This is a genomic window from Niveispirillum fermenti (genome assembly GCF_048066175.1).
Taxonomy (GTDB): domain Bacteria; phylum Pseudomonadota; class Alphaproteobacteria; order Azospirillales; family Azospirillaceae; genus Niveispirillum; species Niveispirillum fermenti.
The window spans coordinates 41,368-66,273 of sequence record NZ_JBLTXA010000010.1; the positions used below are offsets into that span (position 1 = coordinate 41,368).

Sequence of the window (24,906 nt, forward strand, 5' to 3'; positions counted from 1 at the left end):
CCCTCACGCCAGCGCGCCGGCGGCGGTCAGTTCGTCGACCACGCCTGGGTCCATGCCCAGCAGGTCGACAAAGACGGCGCGGTTATCGCCACCCAGCAAGGGCGGCGGGCCGACATGGATGGCGGCATCGGAAAAGCGCAGCGGCGGTCCCGGCATCTCGCAATCGCCCAGCCTGTCATGCTGAATGCGATGGTAATGGCCGGCGCGTTCCAGTTCGGCGTCGGTGAACACGTCGCGCCCGTCATTCACGGCTTCCGCCGGCACCCCGGCGGCGCACAGGCGGTCGGCCAGCCGGTGCTTGTCCTGTGTCCGGGTCCAGGCGGCCAGGAGCGCGCGCAGGTCCGCCGCATGGGCCTTGCGTCCTTCAAGCGTGGCAAAACGTTGATCATCAATTCCCGCCAGCCCGGCCAAAACCTGCCAGTCCGCATCGTCCCGCGCGGCGATGGCGCACCATTGGTCGGGACCGCGGCAGGGGAACAGGCCGTGCGGTTCCATGCGCGGATCATCATTGCCGCGGCGCGGCTCGATCCCGCGCTGCCCGTCGGCCAGACAGTCGGACGTGACCAGCATCATCGGTTCCACCTGCGACACGTCCAGATGCTGGCCCTCGCCCGTCACCCGCCGATGTTCCAGCGCCGCCAGAACCGCCACTGTCGCCATCATCGGCGCCACCACGTCGCCATAGGCAAAGGGCGCCATGTGCGGCCCCCGGTCGGGCCAGCCGGACAGGGCGGCGAAACCGGATAGGGCAGCAGCCGAATTGCCATAGCCGCGCAGGTCGGACAGGGGGCCGGTGCGCCCGGTGACGCTGACCGACAGCAGGATGATGTCCGGCTTGATGGCTTTCAGGGTGTCCCAGGACAGGCCGATCCGGTCCATGTAGCCCTTGCCGAAATTCTCCACCACCACATCGGCCCAGGCGACCAGCTTTTTGGCCACCTCAATCCCGCGCGGGTCGTTCAGGTTGATGGTGACACCCTGCTTGCCGGTATTGGTGATGGCGAAGAAGGCGGATGCGTCATGGTGGCGCTTTCCATCCTTGAAGGGCGGGGACAGGCGGCCAAGGTCCAGGCGCTTGGCACTTTCGACCTTGATGATTGTGGCGCCGTAATCGGCCAGATCCTTGGTGGCGCGGGGGCCCGCGCCCACCCAACTGAAATCGGCGATGCGCAGCCCGGCCAGGGGGGCTTGCGGGGGGTTTTCGCGTGTCATGGCGACACCTCCGCCTGTTGCGGGTTTTCGGGGCCGAAACAGGCCGGGGTTTCCCCCCGCGCCCGTGCGGCGATCAGGTCCTGGGCATGGGTCAGGATCGGGTGCCCATCGACGTCGAAATGCGCCAGCTCGTCGGCGATGCGGCGGGCGTTCTCGGCGTAAAGGCTGCGGAACCGTTCCTGGTCCGCCGGCGGCAGGGCCATGATCATGCGCATGCCCAGATCCGCGCCCTTTTCCAACCCGCGCTCCTCAGCAACCAGGATCTGGCGGGCCAGGGCCGCTTCCCAGATCGGCTGCGTTTCCACCATCACCTGACGCAATTCCGGCGTCAGGCGCTGCCAGGCCTTGTCGGACATGGCACGCGCCGGATAGGCGCCGCGGTCGAAATGCAATGCCGTGAAATAAGGCGCCACTTCCCCGAAATGCAGCGATGTGATCGTGTCTGCCGGGGCCACGACCCCGTCGATCACACCCTTGGCCAGGGCGGAATAAACCTCTCCCATCGGCATATTGACGGGATCGGCGCCCAGGTCGCGCAGCATGCCCAGTGCCTCGGTCTGGGCCCGCAGGCGCAGGCCGCGCAAATCCTCCAGCGTTTCAATCGGCTTGTGCCGCGTCAGCACGCCGGGGAAATTGCCGCCCTGTACCGCCAGCACATGCAGCCCTTCCAACTCCTTACCGAAGACGGGGAAGGCGGCTTCCAGGCATTTATAGATGGCGACCTGATCAGGCAGATCCTTGATGTCGCCATAGAAACCGGCCTGCCCGCGCAGGGCATGCGCCCCGCCCCTGGCATAGATGGGCGTGATCAGGCCGATATCGGCCACGCCATGGCGGATTTCCACCATGCTCTGGTCGGAGGAGATCAGCGATCCCGACCAGAAGGGTTTGATCACCAGCTTGCCGCCGGATTTCGCCGTCACTGCCTTCATCCACTCCTGATCGGCCCTGCTGAACGGGTGGGTGGGCGGATAGGGGCTGGCATAGGACAGGATGACGGCGCCGGGCGCCGGTTCTTCCTTGCCGCCACAGGCGGACAGGGCAATCAGGGCGCAGGCGGCGAGAAGATGTTTCAGATACTTGCCCATCATCATGCCCCCAGCACGGATGGCAGCCACAGCGTCACCGCCGGGAAGGCAATGATGACCGCCAGATGCACGAAATCGATGGCCAGGAAGGGCACGATGCCCCGGAAGATGGTGCCCAGCGGGATATCCTTGGCGATGCCATGGATGACGTAGCAGTTCAGCCCCAGCGGCGGATGCACGAAGCCGATTTCCATGGTGCGCACCAGGAAGATGCCGAACCAGATGGGCGACAGGCCCAGTTCAACGATGATGGGCAGGAAGATGGGCGCCGTCAGCAGCATCAGCGCCAGCCCGTCCAGGAACGATCCTAGCACCAGCAGCAGCAGGGCGATCACCAGCACCGCCACCATCGGGCCGGCCCCCAGATCGGTCACCAGGGCCGACATGTGGCCGGTAATGCCGGTCAGGCTGACGAAAGTGGAAAACAGGATGGCGCCGATGATGACGACATAGATCATGCCCGTGGTGCGCAGCGTGTCCGCCAGCGCCTTGGTCATGGCGGCGCGCGTCAGCGCCCCCCGGATGGCACAGAGCAGGAAGGAACCGACAGCCCCCACCGATGCGGCCTCCGTTGGGGTGAACCAGCCGACCATCAGGCCGCCGACCACGAACATGACCAGCGCCAGGATATCGATGATCCGCCGCAGTGCCGGCAGCCGGTCCCGCCACGGCACCCGCGCCGTCTTCGGTCCCAGTTCGGGCCAGATGCGGCACAGGATATAGATGCCGACCATGTAGAACAGGGCCTGGCTCAGCCCCGGTATCACGGCGGCGGCGAACAGGCGACCGATGGATTGTTCGGCGATGATGCCGAACACGATCAAGGCACCGGATGGCGGGATCAACGCGCCCAAGGTGCCCCCGGCAGCCAGCGCCCCGGTCGCGAAGGCGGGGGAGTAGTTGTGCTTGCGCATCTCCGGCAAGGCCACGGAACCGATGGTGGCGGCGGTGGCGAGGCTGGAGCCGCTGATGGCGCCGAACCCGGCACAGCCGGCGATGGAGGCCAGCGCCAGCCCGCCCGGCCGGTGGCCGATGAAGCGCGCGGCGACATCGAAGAAATCCCGGCTGGCACCAGCCGCAAAGCATAGATGCGCCATCAGCAGGAACAGGGGCAGCACGCCCAGTTCATATTTTGCGATGGTCTCAAACGCCACCACGCCGGCCTTGATCATGGCCGCTTCCGGTGTGACCAGGATGGCGATGCCCCCGGCCCCCACCGCGGCCAGGGCGACGCCGATGGGCAGCCCCAGGGTCAGCATGATCAAAAGAACGAGGACGCCCGCGGCACCCCAGAGTTCAGGCGTCATGGCCGGGCTCCGTCGGTTGGGTCAGGGCGCGCCACAGGAACAGGCCGGCGATCAGCAGGCAGGAGCCGATCCAGACCAGCCGCAGCCAGCGCAGGGGAAGGCCCAGGATCTCCGTCACTTCGAACCCCGCCCACAGATCGGCCGCAACCCAGGCGGACCCGGCGGCCAGGAACAGGAAGAACAGGCAGGAGATGAGGTCGGCGCCGTGGTCCATGCGCCGGTGCCAGAGGGTGCCCAGCCGCTCGATCAGGATATGAACGCGGGCATGGGCGCCGGACAGGGTGGCGCCGACCATCGCGGCCGAGGCCGCCAGCACCACGCTGGCCTGCACAATCTCAATCGCGCCCAGGAAGGTGAAGCCGACATGCCGGCCCAGCACGGCGATGGCATCGGCGGACATGGCGACCAGCAGACCTGCCGACCCCAGAAGGAAGGAAATCCGGGTCATAAGACCGCCCTTGGCTGGCGGTGGTTTGTCAAAGCGTTGTGCCAAGATGCCTCCCGTTGGTCTTTTCTTCGGCCCCACTTCCGTCATCCCCGCTTTCGCGGGGATGACGGTCGAAACCAAATCAAACCGGCTCCACTCACCAGATACGTTCTAACCGGATGACACCCTCAGAATGTCACCCGCACCCCGCCATAGGTCATGCGCGGCGCTTTGTAGGTGACCATCTGATTGCCATTGGCGGGCGACGCCACGCCATTGGCAATCACGGCCTTGTTGGTGATGTTGCTCATCGCCACGAACAGTTCCCAGCCGCCCGAGGCCGGCACGAAGGTGATGCGGCCATCGAATACATCATAGGCGCCCTGGGCCACGGCTTCGGTATTGTCGATATCGATGTAATAGCTGCTGGAATGGCGCCAGTCGCCGCGCAGGCGCAGGGCGGCACCGTCCGCCGAAACCGGCACCTCATAGCTCAGGCCCAGATTGGCGGTGAATTTCGGAACGAACGGCAGTTCATTATCCAACGTCAGCAGGACGGTGCCGGGCGTTGCCTGCTGCGGCAGCAGGGAGGTGAACTTGAAATCGGTATAGCCAAGGCCCGCCTGCAGGGTCAGGCCTTCGGCCAGCAGGGCCGTGGCTTCGGCTTCCAGCCCCTTGATCTCGCCATCACCGCCATTGGTTTCCAGGCGAATGAAGGCGCCCGTGGCATCGGTGGTGTTGCGGGTGATCTGGATGTCGTCATACTCGCTGAAATAGGCGGCCAGGTTCAGGCGCAGGCGACGGTCGAAGAAATCACCCTTGAAGCCGGCCTCGTAGGCGGTCAGCTTTTCCGGGTCGAATGTGTTGAACAGGTCGGCGCGGGTGGGGCGGCCATTGACGCCGCCGGCCTTGAAGCCCTTGGACCAGGAGACATAGGCCATCATGTTGCGGTCGAGCTTGTATTCAGCGCCCAGCTTGGGCGTGAACACGTCCCAGGTGTCGCCTGCCCTGACATTGTTGAAGCTGACCAGATTGTTCTGCGAGGGCCGCACCTCGTAGTACCGGAAATCCTTCTTCTCCTTGCTCATCCGCGCGCCGGCCGTCAGGCTGAGCGCGTCGGTGACCTTATAGCCGGCATGGGCGAAAGCGGCATAGGAGGAGCCATCCAGCCAGCGATTGCCCAGGCGGGCCTGATCATAGCGCAGGTTGTTGGGATTATTGGCGCCACCCAGGCAGGAGGCGGGGCCGGTGCCGCTGGCCGGGCAGACCGAGGCCGCCACGCCCGGCGGGGCGATGGAACGGTTGGGGGCGGCCCGCAGGGCATCGACCAGACCGACAAGCTGGCGCGAGGACTGCGTATCGGTGGCCTTTTCCTCGAAATACCACAACCCGACCAGCCAGTTCAGCCGGTCGTCGAACGCAGTGCCGCTGAACTGGAATTCCTGGCTGAACTGATGCTGCTGCACGCTGATGCCGGCCGATGCCACGATGTCGGCGGGGGTGCCGTCAGCGTCCGCCTTGCTGCGCACATCCAGGTCGCGATAGGCGGTGATGGATTTCACATTCACCGCCCCGGGGCTCCAGTTCACGACGCCGGACACGCCCCAGACATCGGAATTGGCGTAGGAGGTGGAGGTCGAATAGGTGGTCCAGGGCTTGGGCGCCACCCAGCGATTGTCATAGACCATGCCCTGCGGGGCCAGGACGACGCGATTATACAGCTCGATATTGGGCGCGCTGGCGGCGTCGTTGAAAATGGCGACGGCCTGATAGTCGGTCGCGGCCTGACGCTCGCGGGTGATGTCGCCCGACAGGGTGATGGACAGCGTGTCGGTGGGCGTCCAGGCCAGCGTGGCGCGGCCGCTGCGCACATTCACGTCGTTGCCGTTGCGCTGGCTGCCATCGGCCGACGGCAGCAGCCGCTTGTAATAGCCGTCCTGATCGCGCGACAGGGCGCTGACGCGCAGGGCCAGTGTGTCTTCCACCAGCGGCACGCTGACAGAGCCGCCGACATCCAGCCGTCCGTAATTGCCGATGCGCATTTCGGCCACGCCGCCGAAATCATCCGACGGTGCCTGGGTGGTGATGTTGAGCGCACCGCCCGACGTGTTCTTGCCGAACAGCGTGCCCTGGGGCCCGCGCAGCACCTCCACCCGTTCGATATCCAGCAGTTCCAGTACGGCACCCGGCGCACGGGCCAGATAGACGCCATCGATATAGATGCCGACGGCCGGGTCCTTGGTGATGATGAAATCCGGCTGGCCCACGCCGCGGATGAACAACTGGGCGAAATTGCTGCCGCCGGAGCCGTTGCCGGAGGTCGTCATCTGAAAGTTCGGGGTGGATTCCGCCACGCCCCGCAGATCGACGACACCCTTCTCCCGCAGGTCTTCTGCCGTCAGCGCCGTGATGGCGATGGGCGTGTCCTGCAGGTTCGTGGACCGGCGCTCGGCCGTCACGATGATCTCTTCAAGCTGGATGGGAGACGGTGCCGGCTGGGCCTGGGCCAAGGCGGGCAGGGCATAAAGACCGACGGCCAGCGCAACAGGCGCGGCGCCGCGAGGCGTCCACTTCTGGAACATTTCATCCTCCCTGGATGTACGGGTGGGGTTGTTTGCCCCTGCGAAGGCTCTCTCGCCTTTCGTTATCGTTCATAACATATATAGTTGATGATCACAACTATCTAAATTCGCGAATGCGATCCCGGAGAACGGAATTTGCGGACAGGGTGGGCCGCTTTCCGCTATCAAGTTTTGGTGCCAACCCCTCTTCCTTTCCGACGATGACCATGGCGAACGACAAGAATGATGCGACCGACACACCCCAGGTGGATCTGGGGCGTCTCAGTGACTTTATCGGCTTCCGGCTCCGCCGCATCCAGAACCATCTGTCGCGTAATTTCTCTGCCCGCAATGCCGAATGGAACCTGCGGTCCGGGCTGTTCAGTTCGCTGGCCATCATTGCCGCCAATCCCGGCATTTCCCAGAATCTCCTGTCGCGGGAAGTGGGATTGGACAAGTCGGCGACCGTGCAGATTGTCGATGACCTGGAAAGTCGCGGCTGGGCCGAACGGCGCCGGTCACCGACCGACCGGCGCTTTTACGAACTGGTCGTGACGGACAAGGGCCAGGATGCGCTGTCGCAGCTTCTGGCCAACCTGGAGGAGACAGAGCGGGACGTGATGGCGCATCTGTCACCTGCGGAGCGCACCCTGCTGCTGGAGCTGCTGGATCGGATTTATCAGAGCTGTTTCAAGGGGTAAACATCAGGCAGCAAGGCCCGCGTCCAAACAAAACAATTATATTATATAATCAATTTTGGGCCAATCCGGGCGGTCTTGTGATGGTGCCGGCCGGCGAGGCATGATTGGCTCGCCGATGACAGGCGGGCTTGCAGCCGCGGCAGCGCTTTGATCCCCGCTCCGGACAAGTACGGCTTTCGCCGATAAATCACGGCAGGGCACCCGGGGTGATGCGGGGTTTGGGGGACGGCTTCTCCCTTTCGGGCGCCGCGTGCCGAAAAATCGTTGAAGAGATAATCTGTTATATTGAATTACGATTTATCCTGACGTATCGTTGGGCAACTCAACGAATCAAGAGCCCGGACCCGCATCCCGCGACCGGGCCGTCTCAAGGGAGAAGCCCCATGACCAGACTGGCATCGCGTCCGGTGGCGCGCCTGCTCACCCTGTTGCTGGCCGGCAGCGCCATCACCCCGGCCGCCCTGGCCCAGACCGACGGCATGCCCGTGCTGGAGGAGATCGTGGTGACGGCGGAGCGCCGGACCCAGAGCCTGCAGGACGTGCCGATCAGCGCCACCGTATTGTCGGGGGAGGACATCATCCGCAAGGGCGTGTCCAACCTGGCCGATATCCAGCAGGTTTCCCCCTCCATCGCCATCAATCAGGTGAACCGTTCCACCTACGTCAATATCCGTGGCGTCGGCATCGCGCAGACGGCGCCCAGTTCCAGCCCCGGTGTCGCCTATTACATCGACGGGCAGCTGATCCCGCATGAACAATTCATCAGCCAGTCCTTCTACGATATCGGCTCGCTGGAGGTGCTGCGCGGTCCCCAGGGTACGCTGACGGGCCAGAATTCCACCGGCGGTGCCATCTATGTGCGCACCCCGGAGCCGGAATTCGGTGTGGTCAAGGGCTTCATCGACCAGACCATCGGGTCCTATGACTGGTTCCGCACGACCGGCGCCCTGAATGTCGGGTTGGGCGATAATGTGGCTGTCCGTGTGGCCGCCGTCCGCGACAAGCGCGACAGTTTCACCAAGAATATCGGCCCCAGCCCCAGCTCCCCCGGCAATATCGACCTGGAGGCGGCGCGTATCAACGTCGCGCTGCGCAACAATGCCGAAACGCTGCGCATCAACCTGCGCGGGGAATATTTCAACAGCAATACCGACAACAACGCCGTCAAGCGGCGCAATGATACGGTCAGCAGCAATCCCTATGTCATCCAGGAAGACGCCATATCCTACCTGAAGCAGGAAGGATACCGCCTGTCGGCAGAGGTGAAATGGTCCCTGTCCGACAGTGTCGATCTGCGCGCCCTGACATCCTGGCAGGATGGCAGCACAACCGACCAGACCGATGGCGACCGTACCGCCACGGCGTTGCCGCGCCCGCCGGCCGCCAATGTCGGCCGCGTCGGCTTCACCGACACGACGATCGAGACCCTGATCAACGAGGTGAACCTGCTGTCGGCGGGCGACGGGCCGTTCACCTGGGTGGTCGGCGCCTTCCGCATGGATGAGGACATCCCCCTGTCGGTCCTGCGCGACAACAACAACACCGTCGATTTCGTCTCCTCCACCTCGACCATCATTTCCAAGGTGACGAACAAGTCGCAGTCCCTGTTCGGTCAGGCAAATTTCTTCGCGACCGAACAATGGGAACTGATCCTGGGTGCGCGCCATTCCTGGGACGACCAGACCTATAACCGCATCGCCTCGGCCGGCGGCACGGGGGTCAGCAAGCTCAGCTCGAAGGAACTGACGGGCAAGGTCGGCGCCAATTACCATGTCACCGACAACACGATGCTCTATGCCAGCGTGTCGCGCGGCTACAAGGCCGGGGGCGGCAACCTGCCGGCTGCCAGCCCCGCCTTCGGGCCGGAAACCAATCTGGTGTACGAGGCCGGGTGGAAGACCACCCTGCTGGATCGCCGCCTGCGCCTGAACGGGTCGCTGTTCTATTCCGACTACAAGGACATGCAGCTTGCCAGCCTTGCCAACGGCCTGCCCCTGACCCAGAACGCCGCGGCCGGCCAAGCCATGGGCGGGGAACTGGAACTGGAAGGCCGGTTCGGTGCGCTGGGCTTCAATGCCGGCCTGGGCTATCTGGACGCGGAATTCGCCAAGGACACAACCTTGCAGAACACGGTTGCCAACCGCAACGAACTGGTGCGCAAGGGCAGCACATTGCCCTTCTCGCCCGAATGGACCGTCAATGCCGGGGTGCAGTACGAAATCATGGCCGGGGAGACAGCCATAACCCCCCGCCTGCAATGGAGCCATGTGAGCCAGAGCTATGCGACGCCGTTCCCCAGCATCGTCACCACGCTGCCGTCGCGCGACGTCGTGGATGCGCGCCTTTCCATCGACCCGACGGAGGCGGTCCGTCTGGAACTGTTCGTCACCAACCTGTTCGATGAAACCTATATCGCCAGCCAGTTGCAGAACTCCTCTTCTGCCGATGGTGGCATCATCTATGGCGCCCGCCGGCAATATGGCGCGCGCCTGACCTACCGGTTCTGAGCGGAGGTATAAGGGGAATGCGGTCCTTCGTTTCCGCCCTGGCCTTGGCGACGGCCCTTGCCCTGCCGGCTGGTGCGGCCTGGTGGTCACCCGGTGACGGCACGCCGTTTCCGGCACAGTTGGATGATGCCGACCCGGATGGCGTTACCCGCCTGCTGCTGGATGGCGGACCGATGGAAACGAAGGGCCATCCCTTCTTCGAGGCGAAAGGCAGATATGGCCGCGCCTGCGTCACCTGCCACCAGCCCGCGGACGGGATGAGCCTGTCGGCTGAAACCGCCCGTATCCGGTGGGATGAAACGGGCGGCGGGGACCCTTTGTTCGCCGCTGTCGACGGTGCCAACTGCCCCGACCTGGCCCAGGGGGAGCGGGCATCCCATTCCCTGCTGCTGGACCATGGCCTGTTCCGCATCGCGCGGCCCTGGCCGCCCGCCGATCATGAGGGACGGAAGATCGAACCCGACTTCACGCTGGAGGTCGTGCGCGATCCGACGGGGTGCAACCTGTCCAAGGTCTGGGGCCTGTCTTCCCCCGACCCGCAGGTATCCGTGTTCCGCCGTCCGCGGCCGGTGGCGAATTTCAAATATATTCTGGCCATGGGTTTCGCCGTCGATCCCAAGGTGGGCCGGCCGCTGCCCATCGATCCGGAAACGGGACGGATGGTCAGCGGCAACCTGATGGCCGATCGCCGCGTCCTGTCGCTGGAAGCGCAGATGCGCGATGCTGCCCATTCCCATATGGGTTTCGACGCCCTGACGCCTGACGATATCCGGCGCATCCGCGATTTCCAGGACCGTATCTTCGTGGCGCGGCAGCGCGACCGGGTCGGTGGTGAACTGGATGATATGGGAGCCCGTGGCGGCCCTGAAACACTGGCAAGGTCCGAACCCGGCCGCCTGGGCAGCCAGGGGACGGCTGTGTGGAGCGAGTTCGCGGCCTGGGAAAACATCCCCGCCGATGCCGACATCACGCCCGAACAGCGTGCCTATCGGGAATCGGTGGCGCGGGGAGCGCGTGTCTTCCGGGAAAAGATGTTCCTGATCACCGACAGCGCCGGGATCAATTCCCCTGTCGGGTTCGGCAACCCCGTGCGCAATTCCTGCGTCTTCTGCCATAATATGAGCCAGATGGGCATGGATGTGGCGCCCGGTCAGGTGGATCTGGGCACCACATCCATGCCGTTCGCCGACCCGCAGCCGCATCTGCCCCTGTTCCGCATCACCTGCCAGGGGCCAGCCCATCCGCATTACGGAAAGGTGATCCATACCCATGATCCGGGCTATGCCCTGACCACAGGCCGGTGCGAGGATGTGGGCAAGATCACGCTGCAGACCCTGCGCGGGCTGACGGGCCGGGCGCCCTATTTCGCCAACGGTTCCGCCCCCGACCTGCGGGCCGTGATCGACTATTACGACCGGCGCTACAATATCGGCTATACCGAGCAGGAGAAGCGCGATCTGGTCAATCTGATGGGGGCGCTCTAGATGCGGCGGGTCATTCCGGCATTGTTGGTCTTGGCGACCATTACCGGCGCGGCGCCGGCGGCAGAGGCGGTGCGCTTCATCGGCTGTCCCGTCTATCGCGACACCGATGCCGGCCGCAAGTCCGGCTGCTGGCTGGCGGAGGAACGGGAGACGGGCCGGCGCTTCGACATCACGCAATCAGCCACCAAGCCGGACTGGTCCATGGCCGTGCTGGTCGAAGGGCGCATTGCGGAAAGACAGGATAATGCCTGTGGTGCCACTGTGCTGGAACCGGTGCGGGTTTCGATCCTGCCGGAGCAGGCCTGCACCCGCGTCCTGATCCCGGCGGAAGGGTTTCCGGGCCGCCGCTTCGTGCTGCCCCCCCGCAACATCCGGCCGCTGCATGCGCCCGACCCGGCCCCGCCGCCGCCCTACAGTGCCACGCTGTTTCCCATTCCCTTCGATTTCGGCCGTGATTTCGTCGTCTATCAGCAAAGCGACTGGATGCTGGTGAATGCCGCCGCCTATGCGCGGGCGGCCGGGGGCAGGGTGCTGGTCACCGGCTATGCGGAGACGGAGGTGCAGCACGTTTCCGGCCAGACCCTGACCGAACCCGCCGATCTGGCCCGCCGCCGTGCGGAGATGGCACGGCTCTGGCTGGTCAGCCTGGGCGTGGCGCCGGACCGTGTCACATTGGACTGGAAGACCGATCCCGCGCCCTTGGCCGACCCCGCCTTCGACGGGTTGACCGAGACATCCCGCCGCCGTGTCGATATCAGGGTGGAGCCCTGACCGTCCGCCGGCGTGCGGGAGGGACGGTCGGTCCCATCGTCCGATCAGATCACCCCATCGTCGCGCAGCGCCTGCAACGCCGCCTCGTCCAGTCCCAGTTCGGCGGCCAGCACCCCGTCGGTATGTTCGCCCAGCATGGGCGGCGGGGCGTAGTCTCGGATGGGGGTCTGGGAGAAGTTCAGCGGGCTGCGGATCACCGACAGGTCGGGTGCCAGCGGATGGGCGACCGGCACGGCCATGCCGCGGTGACGCACCTGGGGATCGGCGAAGACCTGGCCGATATCATTGATGGGACCGCTGGGAATGCCGAAGGCTTCCAGCCGTTCCAGCCAGACGGCCACGCTGCGTCGCCGGAAGATGGCGTCGAACGTGTCGGTCAGGGCGTCGCGGTTCTCCACGCGCAGGATGTTCGTGCGGAACAGCGGGTGGTCTGCCAGATCGGGCCGCTCCACCGCCTCGCACAGGCGGACATACTGCGCGTCGTTGCCTGCCGTCAGCATGATGGCGCCATCGGCGCAGGGGAACAGCGTGGAGGGCATGCCGCCATTGCCCTGTGTTCCCCGCCGCACCGGCACCTCGCCGCTGGTCAGGTGGATCTGGGCATAGTGCGACAGGGCGGCGACGCCGCAATCCAGCAGTGCCACGTCGATATGCTGGCCTGTACCGCCATTGGCGTCACGGCTGTAAAGCGCGGCCAGGATGGCGTTGGAAACGTTCAGGCCCGTCAGCACGTCCACGATGCTGGGCCCCACCTTCATGGGACCGCCGCCGGGTTTGTCGTCGGGCAGGCCTGTGACACTCATCAGGCCGCACTGCCCCTGGAACACGGCGTCGTAGCCGGGCTTGGCCGCATAGGGCCCCGTCTGGCCATAGCCGGTGACGGAACAATAGATCACGCCGGGGTTCAGCGCCTTCACGGCGTCATAATCCAGGCCATAGCGCTTCAGGTCGCCGACCTTGTAGTTCTCCAGCACGATATCGGCCTTCGCCGCCAGCGCGCGGACGATCTCCTGTCCCCTGGAATGGGCGATATTGACGGTGACGGATCGCTTGTTGCGGTTGGCCGACAGATAGAAGGCATTCTCCCGCGTGGGCCTGCCGTCCGTGCCGGTTAGATAAGGGGCGCCGAAGACGCGGGCATCGTCCCCGCTGCCCGGCCGTTCCACCTTGATGACATCGGCGCCCAGGTCGCCCAGCATCTGTGCCGCCAGGGGCCCCGCCAGCACGCGCGAAAGGTCCAGCACGCGGATATTGTCCAGGGGCAGTCTCGCCATGGTCCGTTCCCCCTCCTCACAGCCGCTCGAAGATGGCCGCCACGCCCTGGCCGCCGCCGACGCACATGGTTTCCAGCCCATAACGGGCCCGTCGCCGCTGCATCTCGTGCAGCAGCGAGACCATGATGCGCACGCCCGTGGCGCCGATCGGATGGCCCAGGGAAATCCCCGACCCATTGACATTCAGGCGCGACGGGTCGTCCCAGCCCCAGCCCTTCAGCACGGCCAGCACCTGTACGGCGAAGGCCTCGTTCAGTTCCACCAGGTCCATATCGTCCCAGGAAAGGCCCGTGCGGGCGAACAGCCTGGCCACAGCCGGCACGGGGCCGATGCCCATGATGGCCGGATCGCAGCCGGCCGATGCCCAGCCGGCCAGGCGCGCCACGGGCACCAACCCCAGGGCCGCGGCGCGATCCTCCGCCACCACCAGACAGGCGGCGGCGGCGTCGTTCTGCTGGGCGGCATTGCCGGCGGTGACGGTGCCGCCCTTCATGATGGGGCGCAGGGCGGACAGGCTTTCGGGGCTTGTATCGCCGCGCACGCCCTCATCCCGGTCGAACAGGTCGATGGCGCCCTTGCGGCCGGGCACGGGCACGGGCGCGATCTCATCCGCGAACAGGCCGGCTTCCCAAGCGGCGGCTGCGCGGCTCTGGCTGCGCGCGGCATAGGCGTCGGCCGCTTCCCGTCCGATGCCGTCACGCCTTGCCAAATTCTCCGCCGTTTCGATCAGGCCGGAGATGGGGCCGAACCGTTCAACCGGCTGCGACCGTTCGCGGCCCCGGTCCAGCCGGTCGTAAAAGGACACGGTGCCGGACCGTGCGCCCTTGCGCATGCTGGTGCTGTAATATTCGATATTGCTCATGCTTTCCACGCCGCCGGCCAGCACGACATCGGCGGCGCCCGTTTCCACCATCATCACGGCGGTGGCGATGGACAGCAGGCCGCCACCGCAGCGGCGGTCCACCTGGATGCCCGCCACCTCGACCGGCAGCCCGGCGGCCAGCGCCGCCCAGCGGCCGATGCAGGGGGCCTCGCTGTTGGCATAGCTCTGGGCGAAGACCACTTCGTCCAGGGCGGCGGGATCGATGCCGGACCGGTCGATGACGGCCTTGACGATATGGGCGGCCAGGGCCTCCGCCGGCATATCCTGCAGCCGCCCCAGGAACTTGCCCACGGGCGTGCGCAGCGGGGTCGCGATGACGGCGCGTCTCATCTTCAATCGTTCCGGTTCCATTGAGGCCTGCCGGCTGATTAGCGCATGGCCGGGGCGCCTGTTCAGCCCCCCGGCCGATAACATCACGTGTGCGATGGCTGTCCGGGGCCCGCTTGTCCTGGCCCGCCGCTGTCTTGATGGTGGGCCGGATTTGACGGGGTGGGAGGCCCGCCGGTGGATATCGAACCCTTGCTGCGCCCGATGCGGCTGCGCGGGCTGGAACTGCCCAACCGCGTGGTGATGTCGCCCATGTCGCGCTATGCCAGTCCGGACGGGGTGCCGGGGCCGGACGTGGTCGGCTATTATGCCCGCCGTGCCGCCCATGGCGTGGGGCTGGTCGTGACGGAAGGTGTGGCGATCGACCATCCGCTTTCCGTGGACCATCCGGCCGCCCCGCGCCTGTTCGGGGCCGATGCGCTGGCCGGCTGGTCCGGCGTGGTGACGGCGGTGCATGCTGCCGGCGGCCGCATCTGGCCGCAGCTCTGGCACCAGGGGCCGATGTGGAATGTGGAAAGTACCCGGCTGGGGGTGCGCACGCCGTCGCTGCGCCCGTCGGGCATCTGGGGTCCGGCGGACGGCACCATCTCCATCCCCGCCGAGGCCAAGGCGGCCGCGCTGCCCGTCACGCTGCCGGCCGGTGACGGCGACATCCAGGATGTCATCGACGCCTATGGCCGGGCGGCGGGCGCGGCCAAGCGGCTGGGCTTCGACGGCATCGCCATCCATGGCGCGCACGGCTATCTGATCGACAGTTTCCTGTGGTCCTTCACCAACCGGCGGGATGATGGCTGGGGTGGGGACGCGGAACGGCGGGCGGCCTTCGGGGCGGCCGTGGTACGCGCCGTGCGCGCCGCCGTGGGGCCGGATATGCCCATCTGCCTGCGCCTCTCGCAGTTCAAGATGCAGGATTACCGGGCGGTACTGGCCGACAACCCGGACGATCTGGGCCGTTTGCTGCGTCCGCTGGCCGATGCCGGCGTGGATCTGTTCGATGGCAGCCAGCGCTATTTCGATACGCCGGTCTTCGATGGCTCCGCCCTGAACCTGGCGGGGTGGATGCGTCTTCTGACGGGGGTGCCGTCGATGGCCGTCGGTGGTGTCGGGCTGGACAAGGCGCGCGGTCCTGCGCGCCATATCGACGACAGCCAGACCGCCACCAACAATCTGGACCGCGTGCTGGCAAGGATGCGGGCGGGAGAGTTCGACCTGATCGCGGTCGGCCGGTCCCTGCTGAACGATCCGTGCTGGCTGGAACGGGTCCGGACGGGGCAGCCATTCCTGCCGTTCGACCCCGCCAACCTGCAAAGGCTGACCTGATGACCGCGACGGAACCGACCCTTGAACAGCGCCTGGACCGGATGGAATCGCATCTGGCCATCCAGCAATTGCCCGTGCGCTATGCCCTGGCCGTGGATGGTCGCGATATCGACGCCTGGACCGGCCTTTTCGTGCCCGATGTCGATTGCGGCCGGTATGGCCGGGGGCGCGACGTGCTGAAATCCATCATCACCCCGCTGCTGCGCGGCTTCTACCGTTCCGTCCATCTGATCTGCGGGCAAAAGCTGGATTTCGACGGCCCCGACCGGGCGACCGGCGCGGTCTATTGCCGGGCGGAGCATGAGGAGGCCGGGCGCTGGATCACCATGGCCATCCTCTATTTCGATGAATATGCCCGGGTGGACGGCGAATGGTTCTTCGTGCGGCGCCGGGAAAAGCATTGGTATGCCAGTGACTGGGCCAAGCGGCCGACGGCGCCCTTCAACGATTGGCCGGGCCGGGACCTGCCGCCCCGCCTGCCGGGGGATTTTCCCGGCTGGACGGATTTCTGGCAGGGCGTGGACGTGACGGGCCTGACCGGCCTGCCTGTGGAAGGGGGGATGAAATGACCGGCGGACAGCGTTTCGCGGGCCGATCCGTGCTGGTGACGGGCGGCGCGTCCGGCATCGGCCGTGCCGCAGCCCTGGCCCTGGCGCGGGAAGGGGCGCTGGTGACCATCGGTGACCTGGACGCGGAAGGCGGGCGGGCCGTGGTGGCGGAAATCACCGCATCGGGCGGGCAGGCCCTTTTCCAGCGCACTGACGCCACGGCGGAGGGTGACATCGCGGCCCTGATTGCGGCGGCAGTGGCCGCCCATGGGCCGCTGGCCCATGCCTTCAACAATGTCGGCCTGTCGCGGCATGGCGGGATGGAGGACATGTCGCGGGAGGATTGGGACTGGACCCTGGCCGTGTCGCTGACCTCCACCTTCCTGTGCATGAAGCATGAACTGCCCGTCATGGCGGCGCGCGGTGGCGGCGCGATCGTCAACACCGCGTCCATGTCGGGCCGGATCGTCACGCCCGTGGCGTCGCCCGCCTATTGCGCGGCCAAGGCCGGGGTCGTCCACCTGACCGCCTATGCCGCGCACAGCCATGCCGCCAGGGGCATCCGCGTCAACAGCGTGTCGCCGGGGCTGGTCGCCACACCCGTGGTTGCCCGTATGTTGACGCCCGAACAGCAGGTGACCGTCGCCTCGGGCGCGCAACTGATCGGCCGGGCCGTGACGCCGGAGGAGGTGGCCGCCACCGTCCTGTTCCTGCTCAGCGACGATGCCGCCATGATCACGGGCACGGACACGGAGGTCTGCGGCGGCCGGCGCCAGGGGTGAGGGGCCGGTGCGGCGGGGGGCCAAGGATCAGAAGCATGATCCATTCGGCCCCGGGCGGCGGCATCGCTGGCGGCGATGGGACGGGGCTTCCTATGATGCCGGAACAGAGACGCCCTGAACCCGATGCCAGGACCATGACGACATCACCAAACGCCGGTGCCGATATCCCGGACGACATCCAGGATGCCATCCGCCGCCTGATCCGCTGGGCCGGGGACGATCCCGGCCGCGAGGGGCTGGCCGATACACCGCGCCGCGTGGCCAAGGCGTGGAGGGAATATTGCCGCGGCTATGCCGACGACCCCGCCTTCCATCTGTCGCGGATATTCCACGAGGTCGGCGGTTATGACGAGATCGTGCTGCTGAAGGATATTCCGTTCCAGTCGCATTGCGAGCACCACATGGCCCCGATCACGGGCCAGGCGCACATCGCCTACCTTCCCGACAGACATGTGGTGGGCATCTCCAAGCTGGCCCGCGTGCTGCATGCCTTCGCCCGCCGCCTGCAGGTGCAGGAACGGCTGACGGCGGAGGTGGCGGACTGCATCTGGGAGCATCTGAAGCCGCTGGGCGTGGCCGTAGTGATCGAGGCGACGCACGGCTGCATGACGGCGCGCGGCGTCAATACGCCGGGCGTCACCATGAAGACCAGCCGCATGATGGGCGTGTTCCGCGACGATGAGAAAAGCCGCAGGGAAGTGCTGGCCCTGATGGGCGTATAGGCGCGGGTCCAAGGAGAGGTGAAGATGCAGGATTGGAATGCGCTGTCCGACGAGGCGTTCCGCGCCGCGGCCCGTGATTTCATCGAAACCCACTGCCCCGCCCATATCCGGCGCGGGGAGGAACATGTGCGCTGGGAACAGTCCCAGGGCTGGTACCGGGCCATGGCCGCGCATGGCTGGCTGGCGCCCGGCTGGCCCGTGGCGCATGGCGGCATGGGGCTGAAGCAGGCCAAGCACCTGATCTATCTGGAGGAATGGGCGCGCGCCGGTATTTCCCGGGTGATGGAACAAGGCGTGCTGAATGTCGGGCCCGTGCTGCTGGCCCATGGCACGCCCGAACAGGTTGCGCATTACCTGCCAAAGATCATCTCGGCCGAGCATCTGTGGTGCCAGGGTTTCTCCGAGCCGGGGGCCGGGTCGGACCTGGCAGCCCTGCGCACCGAGGCGCGGATCGAGGGTGATGCGTTCATCATCAACGGCCACAAGATCTGGACCTCCGGTGCCGTCGATGCCAACCACATCTTCGTCCTGGCCCGTACCGACAAGAGCGTGCGCAAGCAGGCGGGCATCAGCTTCATCCTGGTCGACATGCGCCAGCCCGGCGTGACGGTGAAACCCATCGTCACCATCAATGGCGACGCGGAATTCGCCGAGGTGTTCCTGGATGATGTCCGCGCGCCTGTGGCCAATCTGGTCGGCGGGCTGAACAATGGCTGGAAAGTCGCGCAGTCCCTGCTGGGGTTCGAGCGGGTCTGGGCCGGGTCGCCGCATATGGGCCGACAAGCCATGGACCGGCTGGTGCGCGTGGCGAAGCTGGCGGGGCGCGACCGCGATCCGGTCACGCTGGACCGCATCGCGCAATTGCAGATTGATCTGGCCGACAATGCCGAGATGTATGAAAGGCTGGCCCAGGAGATCCGCGCCGGCCACTCCTTCGGGTTCGAGGTGTCGACCCTGAAGATCGTGGCGACGGAGACCTATGCCCGCATCACCGAACTGACGCTGGAGGTCGCGGGCGAACGCGGCGGGCTGGGGGGCGAGGTGCCGTTCACCGACGGCACGCCCGACCTGCTGCGCGATTACCTGACGGCCCGCGCACCCATGATCTATGGCGGCACGGTGCAGGTCCACCGCAACATCCTGGCCAAGCGCGTGCTTGGCCTGCCATCGTGAGGGACGCGATGAACCGGATTTCCGCCGACGAGGGCATGGTCGCCGAACTGCGCGACGGTGCGGTGCGGCTGGTCGCCGACCATGGGGACCACCAGCGCACCCGCCGCCTGCGCCGCACCCTGCCCGGATATGATGCGCATCTGGCCGGCACCTTCGCCGAACTGGGCTGGTACGGCGTGCTGGTGCCGGAAGCCGATGGGGGCATCGGCCTGGGCCTGGCCGAGATGGCCGGCCTGCTGCGCGAGCTGGAAAAGGGGCTGATGGCCGAGCCGCTGCTGTCCCGTGCCGTTCTGGCGGCGCGCGTGCTGGTGCATGCCCCGGCCGGCCCGGCGCGGGCGGCCTTGCTGGAAGGGCTGGTGTCGGGCGCTGTCCGACCCGCGCTGGCGCTGGATTTCGATGCAGGACTGCCCGTCGTGACGGCCGCCGATGAAGGGGAGGGGTTCCGCCTGACCGGCCGGGCCCTGTCCGTGGCCGGGGCGGCCGGCGCCACGCATCTTCTGGTGCCGGCCCGGCTGGACAAGGGCCATGGGCTGTTCGTCCTGCCGGTGGAGGCCGCCGGCGTCGCACTTTCCTGGCATTGGCGGGCGGATGACAGCCCGCTGGGGCAGGTGGTGCTGGCTGACGTGGCCGTGCCGGACGATGCGCTGCTGGTCCCGCCACGGGCGGCAGCGGCCGCCATCGCCCGCGCCCTGGACGAGACGCGGATCGTGGCGGCCGCTGCCCTGCTGGGCCTGGCCGAGCATATGCTGGCCATGACCATCGAATATCTGGGCATCCGCCGGCAGTACGACCAGTTGATCGGCAGTTTCCAGGCCCTGCAGCACAAGGCCGTCGATCTTTACATCGAGAAGGAACGCGCCGTGGCGGCGTTGGGCTTCGGCCTGTCGCGGGCGGGTGACCCGGCGGCGCTGCCACTCGCCGCCCTGCGCGCCAAGGGCCGTTGTTCGGAGGCCGCCAGCCGCATCGCGCGTGAGGCCATCCAGCTTCACGGCGCCATCGGCTTTACCGAGGAACACGACCTGGGCCTTTATGTGAAGCGGGCCTTGACCCTGTCGGCCTGGCTGGGCGATGCCGGGGAACAGCGGCGGCGCTTCGTGTCCATGGGACTGGCGCTGGCCTGACAGGTGGGGGAGAGGCGGGGATGAGCGACGCGATCGATCTGGCCGAGTTGCGGCAGGAGTTCCGCGCGGTGCTGGATGCGGAGACCGATGCCGGGCGGGTACGCCGCCATGTACATGACGGGGGCGCGTTCGACGCGGCGCTGGCCGCCACCGTGGCGGGCCTGGGCTGGGCCGGGCTGGGCATTGCGGAGGCGGATGGCGGGCTGGGGCTGGGCTTGCCGGCGCTGGCCGTGCTGTATGAGGAACTGGGGCGCGGTCCCGCCTGCCTTCCATTGCCATCCACGCTGCTGGTGGCTGACGCGCTGAAGGGCGCCCCGGACGCGGTGCGGGCGCAGTGGCTGCCCCTGCTGGCATCGGGGGAGATGTTCGCCACCCTGGCGCTCGATCTGGACCTCCCGCCGGGCGACCGGATCACGGCGCGGGTGCCCCATGTGCTGCATGGCGATGCCGCCGGCCTCTATCTGCTGGCCACCACGGATGGGCGCCATCTGCTACTGCCGCGCCAGGCGGCCGGGGTGACGGTTACGCCGACCCCCGCCGTCGACCGCACGCGCGGCATGGCGGTCCTGGACCTGCATGAGGCACCGGTGCTGGCGGTGCCCGTGGATGGGTCGGCCTTGTGCCGGCACGCGGCGCTGGCGGTGGCCTGCGACAGTATCGGCGGGGCGGAAGCCATTCTGGACAAGACCATCGAATATCTGAAGATCCGCACGCAGTTCGGCCAGCCCATCGGTGGTTTCCAGGCCCTGAAGCACCGGGTGGCGAACCACAAGCTGCGCCTGGAATCCGCCCGTGCCCTGGTGGCCATGGCGGTACAGGTGGCGGGGGAAGATGGTGGCGCGCGGTCCCTGGGCCTGGCCCACCTGGCCCGCGCGCAGGCCGCCGACGCCTATGTGACCATCGCCGACGATGCGGTCCAGCTTCACGGCGGCATCGGGTTCACCTGGGAACATGAATGCCACCATTACCTGAAGCGCGCCTGGCTGAACCGCCTGCTGTTCGGCGGGGAGGATGCGGCACTGGACCGTGCCGCCACGCTGTTGACGGAGAGTGCCGCATGAAAACCCATCCCATGCCGCTGGACCATCTGGAGGACGAGGGGGCCTTCCGCGCTGCCATCCGTGAATGGCTGGCCGCCGTCCTGTCCCCGGACTGGAAGGCGAAGCTGGTGGGGGCGCCCGAAAGCGACTACGTCGCCTTCCAGCATTGGTGGTTCGATGAACTGCGCCGCGTCAGGCTGGCTACGCCGCACTGGCCGCGCGCCTGGGGCGGGGAGGAACTGTCGCTGCGTCATGCCGTGATCCTGAACGAGGAACTGGCCCGCGCCGACGCTCCGCGTCCGGACATGTTCACCATCTCCCTGTTCCACCTGCCGGCCACCCTGTTCGCGCATGGCACGGCCGAACAGCGCGACCGCTATCTGGCGGGCGTGCGCGACCGCGGTGAGGTGTGGTGCCAGGGCTTTTCCGAGCCCGGTGCCGGGTCCGACCTGGCATCGCTGCGCATGCGGGCGGAACGGCGGGAGGGGGCGGACGGGCGCTGCGCCTATGTCGTCAACGGCCAGAAGGTCTGGTCCTCCTACGGCATGCATGCCCGCTATTGCCTGCTGCTGGCCCGAACCGATCCGCAGGCGCCGAAGAAGCAGGCCGGCATCTCCTATTTCATCCTGGACATGGAAAGCCCCGGCGTCACCCGGCGGCCCATCCCGCAGATCAATGGCGGGGCGGAATTCTGCGAACTGTTCCTGGATGATGTCGAAATCCCGGCGGAAAACCTGATCGGGGCGGAGAATGACGGCTGGCGCATCGCCCAGTCCACCTTGTCGGCCGAACGCGGCCTGATCATCGTGGATTTGGCGGCGCGGCTTCAGTGCGGCATGGACATGCTGCTTGCCGATGCGAGGGCGGGCAAGGTCGCCTGGTGGGCCGATACCGCCCATCGCCGTGCTTATATGCGGCTTTACGGCCGGCTGCTGGCCGTGCGCGCCGTCATCGACCGCATGATGGCGGAGGTGATCGCCGATCCGCACATGGGCAATTCGCCCCTGCCCAGCTATGTGAAGCTGCTCTATTCGGAACTGCTGCACGACCATTGGGCTTTCATGCTGGCCCGGGCCGGGCTGGACGGGCAGGTGGCGGTGCCGCGCATGACCGGTGACAGCAACCAGACCAACGACAGCTACGACGCCTATCTCTGGTCCTATGCCTGGACCATTTCCGGCGGCACCAACGAGGTGCTGAAGAACGTGCTGGCCGAGCGGGTGCTGGGCCTGCCGCGCTGAGGGCGTGAAACATCAGGAGAGGATGCAATGGCAGGATTGACGGGCAGGGTTGCCATCGTGACGGGCGGCGGCCAGGGGGTCGGGCTGGGCATCGCCACGGCCCTGGCGGCGGCCGGGGCATCGCTGGTCATCACGGGCCGCGACGCAGCCAAGCTGGAAACGGCTGCAGGGCCCCTGCGGGCGGGTGGTGCCGCGGTGGAATGCGTGGCGGCCGATGTCCGCCGGCGTGCCGATGCACAAAGGACCGTGGCCGCCACCATCGCCCGTTTCGGCCGGCTGGATGTGCTGGTCAACAATGCCCAGAGTTCCCACCCCGGCCAGAAGCTGGAGGAGATCGACGACGACACCATCGCCCTGACGCTGGAGAGCGGCCCCATCGGTACGCTCTACCACATGCAGGCGGCCTTCCCGCACCTGAAGGAACGCGGCGGGTCGATCATCAATCTCGGCTCGCGCGAGGGGATCCATGGCGGTCCGGGCTTCGGCATCTATGCCGCCGCCAAGGAGGGCGTGCGCGCCCTGTCGCGCGTGGCGGCCCGCGAATGGGGTGCGCACGGCATCCGTGTCAATGTCATCTGCCCCGCGGCGCTCAGCCCCATCGCGGTGAAGTATCTGGACGAACATCCGCAGGAGGCGGAAATCTACCGCAAGGAGATCGCGCTGGGCCGCTTCGGAGACCCTGTGTCCGATATCGGACCGGTCGCCGTGTTTCTGGCCGGTGACGACAGCCGCTATGTCACCGGCCAGACCATCAATGCCGATGGCGGGCTGATGATGCTGTGAAGGGTGGGAAGGGGGCGGTGTTTTACCGCCCTTCCTCCCGGATCAGGTCCGCCGCCCGCCAGCCGATGGCCATGATGGGGCCGTTGGTGTTGGCCGAGACCATGGTCGGCATCACCGACCCGTCAACGACGCGCAGCCCGCCGACGCCATGCACGCGCAGCCGGGCATCGACCACGCCGCGCGACGGGTCGCCGATGCGGCAGGTGCCGCAGGCATGGTAGCCGGCCTGACCCATGCCGCGGAAGGCCGCCACGATCTCGTCATCGCTCTGCACACCGGGGCCGGGGGCCGTCTCGTCGCCCACCAGCCCGGCCAGGGTCGGATGGCGCATCCATTCGCGGATGAAGCGGAAGCCGGCCACCGTCACCTGCCGGTCATAGGGATCGGCCAGATAGTTGGGACGGATGGCCGCCGGCATGGCGGGATCGCTGGATCGGATGCGCAGGCTGCCCTCGCTGCGCGGCCGCAGGGGATAGGCGAACAGGTGCAGGCCGTGCGCCTTCTCGAACCCGACGCCCTTGGCATTGATCTCCAGCGAATAGGGGGCGGCCAGCAGTTCGGTGTCGGGCCGGCCGTCGCGGTCGACGGCATTGATGAAGGCGGCGGCCTGATAGGCGCCGGCCGCCATGACGCCACGCCGGAACATCAGGTATTTCAGCGTATTGGCCACCAGCCGCCAGCCGCTGAAATCCCGGTTCTGGCTCAAGGGGCGCAGCATCCGGTATTGCATCATCAGCAGCCGGTGTTCCAGCATATGCTCTCCGACATGGGGATTGTCGGCCACCACGGGGATATGCAGGTCACGCAGCAGGCCCGCCGGCCCCACCCCGGAAAGCTGGAGAAGCCGTGGCGTGTGCAGGGCGCCGGCCGACAGGATGACTTCCCGGCCGGCCAGGAAGCGGCGCTCCCCGCCGGCATCGTGCCCGGCCACGCCGGTGGCACGTGTTCCCTCGAATAGCACCTTCTCCACCGTCGTGCCCGTCACGACGGTCAGGTTAGGCCGGTTGCGCGCCGGTTTCAGGAAGGCCTGCGCGGCGCTGGACCGGCGGCCGCGATGGATGGTGCGCGGGGCGGGTCCGATGCCGGTCTGGTCCGGGCGGTTCAGGTCATCCCTGCGCGGTATGCCCATGGCCACCCCCGCTTCGATCAGGGCCAGCGACAGCGGGTCGAGTTCGGTCGGTACCGACACGTTCAGCGGGCCCCCCGTGCCGCGTTCCCCATCGGCGCCCGATGCATGGTTCTCCATGGCCCGGAAACAGGCGCGCATGGCGGCCCAGTCCCAGCCCGTGGCGCCCAGGGACGCCCATTCGTCGTAATCGTCCGGCTGGCCGCGGAAATACATCATGCCGTTGATGGCGCTGGACCCGCCCAGCACCTTGCCGCGCACCCAGGTTTCCGACGGAATGCCGTCGCCGGCCTCGGTCTGGAAGAACCAGGCATGCCTCGGGTCGGACAGAAGCTTGCCGAAGCCCTTGGGCATGTGGATCAGGGGGCTGCTGTCGGGCGGCCCCGCCTCGATCAGCAGGACGGAGACGCCCGGCTGTTCCGACAGGCGGTTGGCCAGCACGCAGCCGGCCGAACCGGCGCCGACGATAATGTAGTCGAACATGGGCAATGTCGCGGTCAAGGCGGAT

21 protein-coding genes are annotated in these 24,906 nt (G+C 66.9%); 13 read left to right on the forward strand and 8 right to left on the reverse strand.

Annotation, left to right across the window (positions count from 1 at the left end):
- Positions 1-3 precede the first annotated feature (3 nt).
- The 5 genes from ACM9LZ_RS12350 to ACM9LZ_RS12370 all read right to left on the reverse strand — a co-directional run bounded on the left by ACM9LZ_RS12350 (position 4) and on the right by ACM9LZ_RS12370 (position 6,616).
- Positions 4-1,212, reverse strand: coding sequence for a CaiB/BaiF CoA transferase family protein (locus ACM9LZ_RS12350; protein WP_416619774.1), 1,209 nt, complete (start codon positions 1,210-1,212; stop codon positions 4-6).
- Complete coding sequence (gene dctP, locus ACM9LZ_RS12355) at positions 1,209-2,306, reverse strand: TRAP transporter substrate-binding protein DctP (RefSeq protein ID WP_416619775.1); 1,098 nt, start codon at positions 2,304-2,306, stop codon at positions 1,209-1,211. The genes ACM9LZ_RS12350 and dctP overlap by 4 nt, the downstream gene beginning before the upstream one ends.
- Positions 2,303-3,607, reverse strand: a complete 1,305-nt coding sequence (locus tag ACM9LZ_RS12360; RefSeq protein WP_416619776.1) for a TRAP transporter large permease — start codon at positions 3,605-3,607, stop codon at positions 2,303-2,305. Before ACM9LZ_RS12360 ends, dctP begins: the two co-directional genes overlap by 4 nt.
- Positions 3,597-4,055, reverse strand: a complete 459-nt coding sequence (locus ACM9LZ_RS12365) for a TRAP transporter small permease (protein ID WP_416619777.1) — start codon at positions 4,053-4,055, stop codon at positions 3,597-3,599. The genes ACM9LZ_RS12360 and ACM9LZ_RS12365 overlap by 11 nt, the downstream gene beginning before the upstream one ends.
- Positions 4,056-4,222: 167 nt before the next feature.
- Positions 4,223-6,616: a TonB-dependent receptor gene (locus ACM9LZ_RS12370; protein ID WP_416619778.1), complete on the reverse strand. Its 2,394-nt coding sequence runs from the start codon at positions 6,614-6,616 to the stop codon at positions 4,223-4,225.
- Positions 6,617-6,822: 206 nt separating this feature from the next.
- Here ACM9LZ_RS12370 and ACM9LZ_RS12375 point away from each other — a divergent pair, with 206 nt between their 5' ends.
- The 4 genes from ACM9LZ_RS12375 to ACM9LZ_RS12390 all read left to right on the forward strand — a co-directional run bounded on the left by ACM9LZ_RS12375 (position 6,823) and on the right by ACM9LZ_RS12390 (position 12,058).
- Positions 6,823-7,296 carry a MarR family winged helix-turn-helix transcriptional regulator gene (locus tag ACM9LZ_RS12375; protein WP_416619779.1) on the forward strand — a complete coding sequence of 158 codons (474 nt, stop codon included), beginning with the start codon at positions 6,823-6,825 and terminating at the stop codon, positions 7,294-7,296.
- A gap of 383 nt (positions 7,297-7,679) precedes the next feature.
- On the forward strand, positions 7,680-9,803 hold the full coding sequence (locus tag ACM9LZ_RS12380; protein ID WP_416619780.1) for a TonB-dependent receptor: 2,124 nt from the start codon (positions 7,680-7,682) through the stop codon (positions 9,801-9,803).
- Between the two features lie 17 nt (positions 9,804-9,820).
- On the forward strand, positions 9,821-11,287 hold the full coding sequence (locus tag ACM9LZ_RS12385) for a hypothetical protein (protein ID WP_416619781.1): 1,467 nt from the start codon (positions 9,821-9,823) through the stop codon (positions 11,285-11,287).
- A gap of 30 nt (positions 11,288-11,317) precedes the next feature.
- Positions 11,318-12,058 (forward strand): hypothetical protein, encoded by a 741-nt coding sequence (locus tag ACM9LZ_RS12390; RefSeq protein WP_416619782.1) that lies wholly within the window; start codon positions 11,318-11,320, stop codon positions 12,056-12,058.
- 44 nt (positions 12,059-12,102) lie between these two features.
- Here ACM9LZ_RS12390 and ACM9LZ_RS12395 read toward each other — a convergent pair whose 3' ends face one another.
- Both ACM9LZ_RS12395 and ACM9LZ_RS12400 read right to left on the reverse strand, forming a co-directional pair.
- Positions 12,103-13,332, reverse strand: a complete 1,230-nt coding sequence (locus ACM9LZ_RS12395; RefSeq protein ID WP_416619783.1) for a CaiB/BaiF CoA transferase family protein — start codon at positions 13,330-13,332, stop codon at positions 12,103-12,105.
- Positions 13,333-13,348: 16 nt separating this feature from the next.
- Complete coding sequence (locus tag ACM9LZ_RS12400; RefSeq protein ID WP_416619784.1) at positions 13,349-14,545, reverse strand: acetyl-CoA C-acetyltransferase; 1,197 nt, start codon at positions 14,543-14,545, stop codon at positions 13,349-13,351.
- A 174-nt stretch (positions 14,546-14,719) separates the two neighbouring features.
- On the opposite strand from ACM9LZ_RS12400, the gene ACM9LZ_RS12405 reads away from it, so the two are divergent.
- From ACM9LZ_RS12405 to ACM9LZ_RS12445, 9 genes are all read left to right on the forward strand, one after another.
- The gene (locus tag ACM9LZ_RS12405) at positions 14,720-15,862 is read left to right on the forward strand and encodes an oxidoreductase (protein ID WP_416619785.1); all 1,143 of its coding nucleotides are present in this window, start codon (positions 14,720-14,722) and stop codon (positions 15,860-15,862) included.
- The gene (locus ACM9LZ_RS12410) at positions 15,862-16,431 is read left to right on the forward strand and encodes a nuclear transport factor 2 family protein (protein WP_416619786.1); all 570 of its coding nucleotides are present in this window, start codon (positions 15,862-15,864) and stop codon (positions 16,429-16,431) included. The genes ACM9LZ_RS12405 and ACM9LZ_RS12410 overlap by 1 nt, the downstream gene beginning before the upstream one ends.
- Positions 16,428-17,192: an SDR family NAD(P)-dependent oxidoreductase gene (locus ACM9LZ_RS12415; protein WP_416619787.1), complete on the forward strand. Its 765-nt coding sequence runs from the start codon at positions 16,428-16,430 to the stop codon at positions 17,190-17,192. Before ACM9LZ_RS12410 ends, ACM9LZ_RS12415 begins: the two co-directional genes overlap by 4 nt.
- 134 nt (positions 17,193-17,326) lie before the next feature.
- Positions 17,327-17,914 (forward strand): GTP cyclohydrolase I FolE, encoded by a 588-nt coding sequence (gene folE / locus ACM9LZ_RS12420; RefSeq protein WP_416619788.1) that lies wholly within the window; start codon positions 17,327-17,329, stop codon positions 17,912-17,914.
- A gap of 24 nt (positions 17,915-17,938) precedes the next feature.
- A complete protein-coding gene (locus ACM9LZ_RS12425) occupies positions 17,939-19,087 on the forward strand; it encodes an acyl-CoA dehydrogenase family protein (RefSeq protein ID WP_416619789.1) in 1,149 nt (382 codons plus the stop codon).
- 8 nt (positions 19,088-19,095) lie between these two features.
- Entirely contained in the window at positions 19,096-20,208 is a 1,113-nt protein-coding gene (locus tag ACM9LZ_RS12430; RefSeq protein ID WP_416619790.1) for an acyl-CoA dehydrogenase family protein, read from the forward strand.
- Between the two features lie 20 nt (positions 20,209-20,228).
- A complete protein-coding gene (locus ACM9LZ_RS12435; RefSeq protein WP_416619791.1) occupies positions 20,229-21,269 on the forward strand; it encodes an acyl-CoA dehydrogenase family protein in 1,041 nt (346 codons plus the stop codon).
- Complete coding sequence (locus tag ACM9LZ_RS12440) at positions 21,266-22,489, forward strand: acyl-CoA dehydrogenase family protein (RefSeq protein ID WP_416619792.1); 1,224 nt, start codon at positions 21,266-21,268, stop codon at positions 22,487-22,489. The genes ACM9LZ_RS12435 and ACM9LZ_RS12440 overlap by 4 nt, the downstream gene beginning before the upstream one ends.
- Before the next feature lie 27 nt (positions 22,490-22,516).
- Entirely contained in the window at positions 22,517-23,272 is a 756-nt protein-coding gene (locus ACM9LZ_RS12445; RefSeq protein ID WP_416619793.1) for an SDR family NAD(P)-dependent oxidoreductase, read from the forward strand.
- Between the two features lie 22 nt (positions 23,273-23,294).
- Here the strand turns inward: ACM9LZ_RS12445 and ACM9LZ_RS12450 are convergent, their stop codons facing one another.
- Entirely contained in the window at positions 23,295-24,899 is a 1,605-nt protein-coding gene (locus tag ACM9LZ_RS12450; protein WP_416619794.1) for a GMC family oxidoreductase, read from the reverse strand.
- Positions 24,900-24,906: the final 7 nt, after the last annotated feature.

What these genes read in the sequence shown, in the direction of transcription:
- ACM9LZ_RS12415 (WP_416619787.1), top strand. Translation starts at nt 16,428, where the DNA reads ATGACCGGCGGACAGCGTTTCGCGGGCCGATCCGTGCTGGTGACGGGC.
- ACM9LZ_RS12400 (WP_416619784.1), bottom strand. Translation starts at nt 14,545, where the DNA reads ATGAGACGCGCCGTCATCGCGACCCCGCTGCGCACGCCCGTGGGCAAG.
- ACM9LZ_RS12360 (WP_416619776.1), bottom strand. Translation starts at nt 3,607, where the DNA reads ATGACGCCTGAACTCTGGGGTGCCGCGGGCGTCCTCGTTCTTTTGATC.
- ACM9LZ_RS12375 (WP_416619779.1), top strand. Translation starts at nt 6,823, where the DNA reads ATGGCGAACGACAAGAATGATGCGACCGACACACCCCAGGTGGATCTG.
- ACM9LZ_RS12430 (WP_416619790.1), top strand. Translation starts at nt 19,096, where the DNA reads ATGAACCGGATTTCCGCCGACGAGGGCATGGTCGCCGAACTGCGCGAC.
- ACM9LZ_RS12440 (WP_416619792.1), top strand. Translation starts at nt 21,266, where the DNA reads ATGAAAACCCATCCCATGCCGCTGGACCATCTGGAGGACGAGGGGGCC.
- ACM9LZ_RS12365 (WP_416619777.1), bottom strand. Translation starts at nt 4,055, where the DNA reads ATGACCCGGATTTCCTTCCTTCTGGGGTCGGCAGGTCTGCTGGTCGCC.
- folE (WP_416619788.1), top strand. Translation starts at nt 17,327, where the DNA reads ATGACGACATCACCAAACGCCGGTGCCGATATCCCGGACGACATCCAG.
- ACM9LZ_RS12425 (WP_416619789.1), top strand. Translation starts at nt 17,939, where the DNA reads ATGCAGGATTGGAATGCGCTGTCCGACGAGGCGTTCCGCGCCGCGGCC.
- ACM9LZ_RS12435 (WP_416619791.1), top strand. Translation starts at nt 20,229, where the DNA reads ATGAGCGACGCGATCGATCTGGCCGAGTTGCGGCAGGAGTTCCGCGCG.
- ACM9LZ_RS12395 (WP_416619783.1), bottom strand. Translation starts at nt 13,332, where the DNA reads ATGGCGAGACTGCCCCTGGACAATATCCGCGTGCTGGACCTTTCGCGC.
- ACM9LZ_RS12380 (WP_416619780.1), top strand. Translation starts at nt 7,680, where the DNA reads ATGACCAGACTGGCATCGCGTCCGGTGGCGCGCCTGCTCACCCTGTTG.
- ACM9LZ_RS12385 (WP_416619781.1), top strand. Translation starts at nt 9,821, where the DNA reads ATGCGGTCCTTCGTTTCCGCCCTGGCCTTGGCGACGGCCCTTGCCCTG.
- ACM9LZ_RS12410 (WP_416619786.1), top strand. Translation starts at nt 15,862, where the DNA reads ATGACCGCGACGGAACCGACCCTTGAACAGCGCCTGGACCGGATGGAA.
- ACM9LZ_RS12370 (WP_416619778.1), bottom strand. Translation starts at nt 6,616, where the DNA reads ATGTTCCAGAAGTGGACGCCTCGCGGCGCCGCGCCTGTTGCGCTGGCC.
- ACM9LZ_RS12350 (WP_416619774.1), bottom strand. Translation starts at nt 1,212, where the DNA reads ATGACACGCGAAAACCCCCCGCAAGCCCCCCTGGCCGGGCTGCGCATC.
- ACM9LZ_RS12445 (WP_416619793.1), top strand. Translation starts at nt 22,517, where the DNA reads ATGGCAGGATTGACGGGCAGGGTTGCCATCGTGACGGGCGGCGGCCAG.
- dctP (WP_416619775.1), bottom strand. Translation starts at nt 2,306, where the DNA reads ATGATGATGGGCAAGTATCTGAAACATCTTCTCGCCGCCTGCGCCCTG.